Below are 4,347 nucleotides of genomic sequence, written 5' to 3'. Positions count from 1 at the left end.
CATTAAAGAACAGTTAAAACTCATTCAATCAGAAATGGGATCTAATATTTAAGCTTTCTAAAAGAGAAGGAAGGATTCAAATGTCTAGTAAAGATAAAAATTTAACACCTGTACAACAAGAATATAAAAAATTCGAACAACAGCGCGAGCCGAAGCGCCCCGTTTTAAAAAATTGTATGAAAGCTTTTTTCGTCGGGGGATTAATTTGTCTAATAGGCCAACTGATTTCCACCTTTTATATTACGTACTTTGATTTCACTGAAAGATCTGCCGGGAACCCTACCGTTGCAACTCTTATTTTTATCTCCATGCTACTGACGGGATTTGGCGTCTACGATCGCCTCGGACAATTTGCTGGTGCTGGTACCGCAGTTCCCGTTACTGGATTTGGTAACTCTGTTATTGCCGCGTGTATTGAACACCGTACAGAAGGGTTCGTTCTCGGCGTTGGTGGTAACATGTTTAAACTAGCAGGATCGGTCATCTTATTTGGCGTATTTTCCGCTTTCGTCATCGCACTTATTAAAACGATTCTCTTTCAATGGGGAGGGCTGTAAATGTTACAAGGACACCGAACATGGGTATTTGAAAACAAACCAGTTATCATCTCAACAGGTGTAGTCGGYGGCCCATTTGAGGCAAATGGAAAAATYCCTGAAGACTTCGATACCCTGCATGAAGATTTATGGCTCGGACAAGATTCTTACGAAAAGGCGCATAAAATTTTATTTGAAGAAGCTTGTAGCCGCGCTACCGAAAAGGCAAAGCTCCGTAAAGACGATATTCAATTCGTACTCGCAGGGGATTTAATTAACCAAATAACTCCAACGAGCTTTGCATGCCGCACACTCGGAACACCTTATCTCGGTTTATTCGGCGCCTGTTCTACCTCTATGGAAGGCTTAGCACTCGGCGCAAGTATCGTAAATGCAAAAGGTGCAAAGTATTTATTAACTGGGGCATCAAGTCATAACGCTGCGGTAGAAAAACAATTCCGCTATCCAACTGAATATGGTGGTCAAAAACCTCCTACGGCTCAGTGGACAGTGACCGGTGCAGGCGCGGCTATTTTAAGCGACACTGGATATGGTCCACAAATAACATCGGCCACCATTGGACGAGTTATTGATATGGGACTAACAGATCCTTTTAATATGGGTGGTGCGATGGCCCCAGCTGCTGTCGATACGATTGAAGCTCATTTACGCGAACGACAAATTGACGCCTCTTATTACGACTTAATCGTAACAGGTGACCTTGGACATGTCGGTCGCGAAATCGCTTACGACCTACTACATAAACATGGAACAAAGGTAAAGAGCGAGCAATTTCAAGATTGCGGAATCATCATTTATAGAGAAGGTCAACCTGTCATAGCTGGTGGAAGTGGTCCAGGCTGTTCAGCAACAGTCGTRTACGGACATTTATTAAAYMGAATGAAAARAGGAGAATTCAAAAARATACTWGTYGTTGCGACAGGCGCTTTACTATCTCCMCTTACATTCCAACAAGAAGAAACAATTCCATGTATCGCTCATGCTGTATCGATCGAATTTGGAGGTGCAACACAATGATTTTTTTCTGGGCTTTCGTCATTGGCGGACTCATATGCGTAATCGGACAACTTATGTTTGATGTCGGTAAACTTACTCCTGCCCATACGATGGCAACACTCGTTGTTGCTGGAGCTATATTAGATGGATTCAATTTGTATGAACCACTAATTGATTTCGCCGGAGCTGGGGCAACAGTACCTATTACAAGTTTCGGTAATGCCCTCGTTCATGGCGCGATGGAGGAAGCAGCCAAACATGGCATCGTCGGCGTTATTACCGGCATGTTTAAAGTAACGAGTGCTGGTGTATCAGCTGCCATTATTTTCGGCTTCATTGGAGCATTGCTATTCAAACCGAAAGGATAAGAGGTGTTTTCATGACTGTTATCGCTAGCGTAAAAACTTGCCTTGCCAGTGTAAGAGGGGCTCAAGCAAGTTTAAGCTCCCTTTCATTAAATTCACAAGACGAAGAATCAAAACGCGTATTTCATGAATGTATGTTAGAAATGGACAGCGTCATCGCTGATTTAAAGGATAGAATTTCAGTATTAGAACGTGAAGAACCTCAATATAAAGGGTTTTAAGTAGACTGGAGGAAATGACTATGTCTCACCTGCCCGAATGGACACTCGTTATTCTTCGCTCTGTATTCATATTAATCATTTTATTCGCTATTACGAAATGGTTAGGGAAAAGACAAATCTCTCAGCTCTCCTTTTTTGAATACATAGCCGGAATGACAATCGGTGACATCGCTGCCCAAGTATCTACAGGGCTCGATTCAAAATTTTTCCACGGCGTCTTTGCGATACTCATTTTCGCTGTGGTACCTTTTTTCACAGGAATCATCTCCTTAAAGAACAAAACAGCTCGGGACTTCTTTGAAGGAAAATCTACCGTATTAATAAAAGACGGAAAAATACTCGAAGATAACTTAAAGAAAGAAAAGTATACAAGTGATGAATTGCTTGAGCTTCTCAGAGGAAAAAATGCGTTCAGCGTAGCTGATGTTGAATTTGCAGTACTAGAACCGAGCGGAGAATTAAATGTATTATTGAAGAAAGATCGTCAACCACTTACAGCAAAAGATATCAGCYTAAAAGTACCAAACGAAAAAGAACCGCAAACTGTTATTATGGATGGAAATATACTAGATGAACCTCTTTCTGCTAGCGGGCATAATCGCGCTTGGTTACATTCTGAGCTAGAAAAACTCGGTGTTGTCATTGAAAATGTCTTTCTTGGTCAAGTTGATTCATACGGACAACTTACTATCGACATCTATAATGATAAACTCCAAATGCCTTCTCCTCAAAACAAGCCTTTAYTATTGGCATCCTTAAAGAAATGCAATGCTGATCTTGAATTATTCTCTTTAGAAACAAAATCAAAATCAGCGAGTGATATGTATAGTAAAAACGCAAAACAAATCGAGAAAATCTTAAATAAAGTAACCTATCTGTTAAAAGAATAAAAAATGAAAGAACGCTTCTATACAAAAGGCGTTCTTTTGCCTTTCCCACACCATTAATCACGTTTAAATTTATGTAATTCGGTTATGATGTTGAAGATACATAAGCAGGGAATTTTAAAAACATAGCGAATAAATCATGATACAACTACATATTTTTTGATTTAAAGTGGTTTCGTTTGACCTTCATTGACCATAATTGTATTATAAGACTAAGAAAGCTTTTAAAGGAGGAAATAACAGATGAATTTAATTCCTACAGTAATTGAACAAACAAATCGTGGAGAACGCGCTTACGATATTTACTCTCGACTATTAAAAGATCGCATCATTATGCTTGGTAGCGCAATTGATGACAACGTAGCAAACTCAATCGTTTCCCAGCTTTTATTCTTGGAATCTCAAGATCCAGAAAAAGATATTCACATTTAYATCAACAGCCCTGGTGGTTCTATCACAGCTGGTATGGCAATTTACGATACAATGCAGTTTATTAAACCACAAGTATCAACAATCTGTATCGGTATGGCTGCATCTATGGGTGCATTCTTACTTGCAGCAGGTGAAAAAGGAAAACGTTACGCACTTCCAAACAGTGAAGTTATGATTCACCAACCACTTGGCGGTGCACAAGGTCAAGCGACTGAAATCGAAATTGCTGCAAAACGTATCCTATTCTTACGTGAAAAATTAAACCAAATTCTTGCTGACCGCACAGGTCAACCACTTGAAGTTCTACAACGCGACACAGACCGCGACAACTTCATGACAGCAGAAAGAGCTCTAGAATACGGCTTAATCGATAAGATCTTTACAAATCGTTAATAATTAAAAGCGGAAGTGGCTCGTTCAGCTCTGACTGGCTAAGGTTCTTTCGCATAAAAGGCGCTTTTTGCCTTCTTATGCGGAAGGTTCTTAGACACGAAGAGCTAGCCACTGAAGCTAGATACATTAAAAGCGGAAGTGGCTCGTTCAGAATCGCAGGGCGTTGGAGCTTTTACATCCGAGGCGCTTTTTGCCTCGAATGTAAAAGCGAAACGACCGAAGATTCTAGCCACTGGAGCTGGATACACCTAAAAGCGGAAGCGTCCTATTACAGGGCGCTTTTTTATTATGTACAAGGGTATCACATACCCCACAAACAGAAAAATAAAAAAAGCTATCGCACATTCTGAAGTGACCCCCGAAAGTTAGACAGGTCGTTTCATTAGGCAGCCTCTAGGGTATGAGCCCGGTATTGTACCGGGCTCATACCCTTTAATTTTGCCTTAATTCTTTTATGATTATAGTATTCTATATACTTTGCTAATTCTTGTTTGAA

General features: G+C 40.3%; 7 protein-coding genes. 6 read left to right on the top strand and 1 reads right to left on the bottom strand.

Annotation, left to right across the window (positions count from 1 at the left end; translation table 11 throughout):
• Positions 1-80: 80 nt before the first annotated feature.
• The 6 genes from spoVAC to clpP all read left to right on the top strand — a co-directional run bounded on the left by spoVAC (position 81) and on the right by clpP (position 3,851).
• Positions 81-557 (top strand): stage V sporulation protein AC, encoded by a 477-nt coding sequence (gene spoVAC / locus AC1DJR_RS18945; RefSeq protein WP_002129887.1) that lies wholly within the window; start codon positions 81-83, stop codon positions 555-557.
• Positions 558-1,574 carry a stage V sporulation protein AD gene (spoVAD, locus tag AC1DJR_RS18940; protein WP_477003239.1) on the top strand — a complete coding sequence of 339 codons (1,017 nt, stop codon included), beginning with the start codon at positions 558-560 and terminating at the stop codon, positions 1,572-1,574.
• Positions 1,571-1,921: a stage V sporulation protein AE gene (gene spoVAE / locus AC1DJR_RS18935; protein ID WP_000575919.1), complete on the top strand. Its 351-nt coding sequence runs from the start codon at positions 1,571-1,573 to the stop codon at positions 1,919-1,921. The genes spoVAD and spoVAE overlap by 4 nt, the downstream gene beginning before the upstream one ends.
• Positions 1,922-1,932: 11 nt before the next feature.
• The gene (locus AC1DJR_RS18930) at positions 1,933-2,139 is read left to right on the top strand and encodes a DUF1657 domain-containing protein (RefSeq protein WP_000215909.1); all 207 of its coding nucleotides are present in this window, start codon (positions 1,933-1,935) and stop codon (positions 2,137-2,139) included.
• A 20-nt stretch (positions 2,140-2,159) separates the two neighbouring features.
• Positions 2,160-3,029, top strand: a complete 870-nt coding sequence (locus AC1DJR_RS18925) for a DUF421 domain-containing protein (protein WP_105589896.1) — start codon at positions 2,160-2,162, stop codon at positions 3,027-3,029.
• 240 nt (positions 3,030-3,269) lie between these two features.
• A complete protein-coding gene (clpP, locus tag AC1DJR_RS18920; RefSeq protein WP_001049163.1) occupies positions 3,270-3,851 on the top strand; it encodes an ATP-dependent Clp endopeptidase proteolytic subunit ClpP in 582 nt (193 codons plus the stop codon).
• A gap of 382 nt (positions 3,852-4,233) precedes the next feature.
• On the opposite strand, the gene AC1DJR_RS18915 is transcribed toward clpP, so the two are convergent.
• Positions 4,234-4,347 (bottom strand): IS3 family transposase (locus tag AC1DJR_RS18915; RefSeq protein WP_142387517.1); only part of this gene is annotated, 114 nt, incomplete at its 5' end.

Source organism: Bacillus sp. 05T31 (genome assembly GCF_056396725.1).
The sequence above is the reverse complement of the archived record's forward strand: the minus strand, read 5'-3'. Positions and strand labels throughout refer to the sequence as shown.